This window comes from Pirellulales bacterium, assembly GCA_036490175.1.
Lineage (GTDB): Bacteria > Planctomycetota > Planctomycetia > Pirellulales > JACPPG01 > JACPPG01.
Window position 1 is genome coordinate 1 of the sequence record DASXEJ010000159.1, and the last position, 3,352, is coordinate 3,352.

The 3,352-nt window shown below is 63.2% G+C and carries 4 protein-coding genes; 3 read left to right on the forward strand and 1 reads right to left on the reverse strand.

The window, feature by feature from the left end; translation table 11 throughout:
* The 3 genes from VGG64_12385 to VGG64_12395 form a co-directional block, all read left to right on the forward strand.
* On the forward strand, window positions 1–226 hold a 226-nt coding region (locus VGG64_12385; GenBank protein ID HEY1600396.1), incomplete at its 5' end, for a hypothetical protein.
* Window positions 210–1,244, forward strand: coding sequence for a hypothetical protein (locus VGG64_12390; protein ID HEY1600397.1), 1,035 nt, complete (start codon window positions 210–212; stop codon window positions 1,242–1,244). The genes VGG64_12385 and VGG64_12390, both read left to right, overlap by 17 nt.
* A gap of 34 nt (window positions 1,245–1,278) precedes the next feature.
* On the forward strand, window positions 1,279–2,715 hold the full coding sequence (locus VGG64_12395) for a J domain-containing protein (GenBank protein HEY1600398.1): 1,437 nt from the start codon (window positions 1,279–1,281) through the stop codon (window positions 2,713–2,715).
* A 42-nt stretch (window positions 2,716–2,757) separates the two neighbouring features.
* Here the strand turns inward: VGG64_12395 and VGG64_12400 are convergent.
* The coding region (locus tag VGG64_12400) for a hypothetical protein (GenBank protein ID HEY1600399.1) at window positions 2,758–3,352 on the reverse strand (595 nt) is incomplete at its 5' end.

Genomic DNA, 3,352 nt, shown 5'->3' on the forward strand with positions numbered 1-3,352 from the left:
AGAGGCCGTGAATCGATTCTTGTTGCAGCGTGCCGAGCGGGTCTACGCGGAGCTGTCGCTCGAAACGCGCGAACTATTGGGGCAACTACTGGATGGCTTCGAAGCCGCCCTGGCGATCACCGACCGCGAAGCCATCGAGCGGCATCGCCAGGCACTCACCGACTTTCTCGACCGTTGCGAGGCCGGCGGCCACGACGGGTTGGATCACGATGACGACTCCCTATAATCCCGAGCCCTGCGGTAGCGAGCGAGATTGGGCGATCGACCAACTCGGACTTGCCGGCGGCGAATCGGCTACGCAATCTGCCGCGCTGGCGCGGCAGTTGGCCGGGCACAGCTTCCTGCCGCCTCCGGATTGGCAAACGCTTGCCCGCGTCGTGGCCGCGCGCCGCGCGCCGTCGACCATGACCATCGCCGAAGGGCTGATGACCGGGCGGCGTGATGTCTTGCGCGAGGAAGTCGAATCTTTTTGCGCAGAGTTTTTTCAGCTCGAACCGGCCGAGCGTCGCGCGCGAGACGCAGAATTAACGTCGAAATGTGCGCGGCACCCGCCGTTGTTGGCCCGGCTGAACAAGCTGGTCGGCGGGTTCTTTCTCGCCCGCGAGCCGTTTGTCGGAGAGACGCTGCCGGATGTCAAAGCGCTGGCCGATGTCGTGCGCAAGCTGTTCGTCATGCGTCCTCACGATCGCGCGATTGCCAGGCAGTCGTTCTTGCAGGAGACGCGGCAGGAGCCGCAGAGATGGGCCGACGCGGCGCGCGCGTTGAACACGACGCATCCGGAAATCGCTCGGCTCGATTCGGTATTCCTGCATCGCATCGCGAACTGGCAACAAGAAAAGCGTGAACGCGTCAAGGCCGAGCGCCGACGCAAGCCGCAGGCGGTTCAGGCGGCGAAACGGGCGGCGAAGCCGGTGCAGGGGTCCGGTCGCAACAACGCCTGGATCGTCTCAGTGATCTTTGTGCTGCTCGGCATGGTCTCCAAATGCGATCTGGCGACAAATTCACGGCTGCCGACGGCCCCGTCGAAGTTTGATATGAAGCAATTTAATCTGCAGAACCTGCAGATCGAGAGAGTCGTCCCACCGCCCATCAAAACGCCAGATTACAGCTCGATCCTCTACTCAGACGAAGACGACAATCTTCGATTCGGACCGCAGCAGGGCCGCAGGCCAAATATTAAACGGCGCGCCGAGCAGAAACCGGCACAGCCCGGCGGCGGCGCTTTTCCGCTGCCCAATCGCTGATCGAACGACACTGACGTCCAAAGCGAGCGTTTCGTTGGACCAGCATCAATTGCCTCCCGAACTGGATCGTTGGCCCGACGATCCCTACGCGCTGTTGGGCGTCACCTGGACCGTGGCTCCGCGCGATCTCAAGCGGGCGTACACGCGGTTGATTCGGAGCTACAAGCCCGAGCAATTTCCGGAGCACTTTCGCCGGCTGCGCGAGGCCTACGAAATAGTCCTGCGGCACGTCGAATTTCGCCAGGCGACCGGGCAGGACGACGCGGCGGATGGCCAGATGGTCGTGCGCTTCGATACGCAGAGAACTCCGGTCGCTGACGCTTCCGGCTCGCCTGTACCGGCCGAATCGCGGCAGCCGCCCAGCGGCGGCGACGCGACATGGACGGAAACGCTCGAGGGCCTGTGGGAATTCGCTTGCAGCGGGCAGGAGTCCGTCGCCTACGAGCGTCTGCGGGCCTTGTTTGACAGGCATCCCGGGCATCCCGACTTGTGCTGCCGTCTCTACTGGTTGCTGGCGCTATCGCCGGAACTCGATCCCGCGCGGACGCCCGAAGACTGGTTGGCGGAAGGCATGATGTCGGGCGGCCTGGCCGGACCGCTCGGTGAGTTGTACCGGCGCGAGCTCGTGCTCAATCCGGACGAGGCAACTGGCGATCGCGCGACGCGGCTGCTGGACGCGCCGGCCAGTGCGGGTGTGCTGGCCAGCTTTGTCGAAGCACGCTGGCGTGCGGCCGCACTCACGGCGGATGCCAGTCCGACGGTGGCCGAGGATCTCCAGCGGCTTCGTCCGCGGATTGAGCGGGAAGACCACGACGTCTGGATCGGGCTATTGTTGACGGCGATCGAGCACTTGCTGTGGAGCGAAAATGTCGTGCTTCGCCAGATTGCGAATGAATTCAAGGCCGAAGTCGAGGAGGACATTCACTCGCACCGGCGGATGGATGCGGCGCTCGATCGTCTCGAGATGTCGAGCGAAATTGCCGCCGTCTGGCAGAAACCGGGGTTAAATCTCCCCGATGAGTTGGTGGCGGTGGTTCGGCAATCGCGCGTGCAAGAGTTCGCCGAACTGCGGCCACGCTTGGAAGCCTACTTTACGCAAGCGCTCGTCCGGCCCATCGTACTCTTCAAGCAGCTCGATGCCGTCGCCTCGCAGTCGAGCGTGGCGATTTCAGCCTTGCACGAGCCGCTGGCCTGGTGGCACTCGATGGTCGGGCCGATCTCCGACCAGCGGAGTGAAGAACAACTTTCGACGCTGGTTTGCGAATTCCTGAAACGATCGGATTTTTTCGACTACCGCGCGTTTCGACCCAAGCTGCTCGAATTCTGCCTGCACGAGTCGCTCACGGCCGAACAGTTCGAACAGTCGCTGTCGGGGTGCGGCTTGCTCGGGCTGGCCGATCTCGCCGCGGCGATTCACCGCGATCTCGCGCTACGCTTCGTGGCCCACGCATATCGAGTCTTTTGGGCCTAGCAGCGGTGATACTCAATCGGCTGCGCCGCCGCGATCGTGCGCTCATGGCGCCGAGGTCGCCGGATTCGTTTTGGCCTGCTGCTCCGGGGAGACTTCCACGGTGCTGCGCTGAAACTTTCCCACGCCGGCGCCCGTGTGCAGCCATTCGACCCGTGAGCCGGCGACGGGCATGCCCGACTGATAGTAGACCGGGCCGTACTTTTGATCGTTGGGGCAGTGCTCGCGCAAATAGCCGGCCGGATGACCGAAAATGTAGCGGGGGTGATAGAGCATGTGGCCGCGAATGCCAAAGCCGTAGCCCAGCAGCTTCGGGTATCGAGGAGGAAAATTGGGTGGGTACACGTACGGGGCGTAATAGCCCTTAGCCGGGTAGTTGGCGTAATAACCGCGGCTGACGCTGTCGGAAGGAGCTTCCTGAGAACTGCCCTGCTCGGGATTGCCTGGCTCGGTATTGCCCTGCTCGGTATTGAACCGCTCGGGCTCGGCCGGCCTGACGATCAGTTCATGCGGTTGTGCTTCTGGCTGGACCTCGCTGTCTTCAGCGATGGCCGCTGCCTGCGGCAGGCACCAGCAGCCAGCTCCTAGCATTGCAATCAGCATGATGCGCAACATAGCGGCTTCCGCGCCAAGGGTGCCG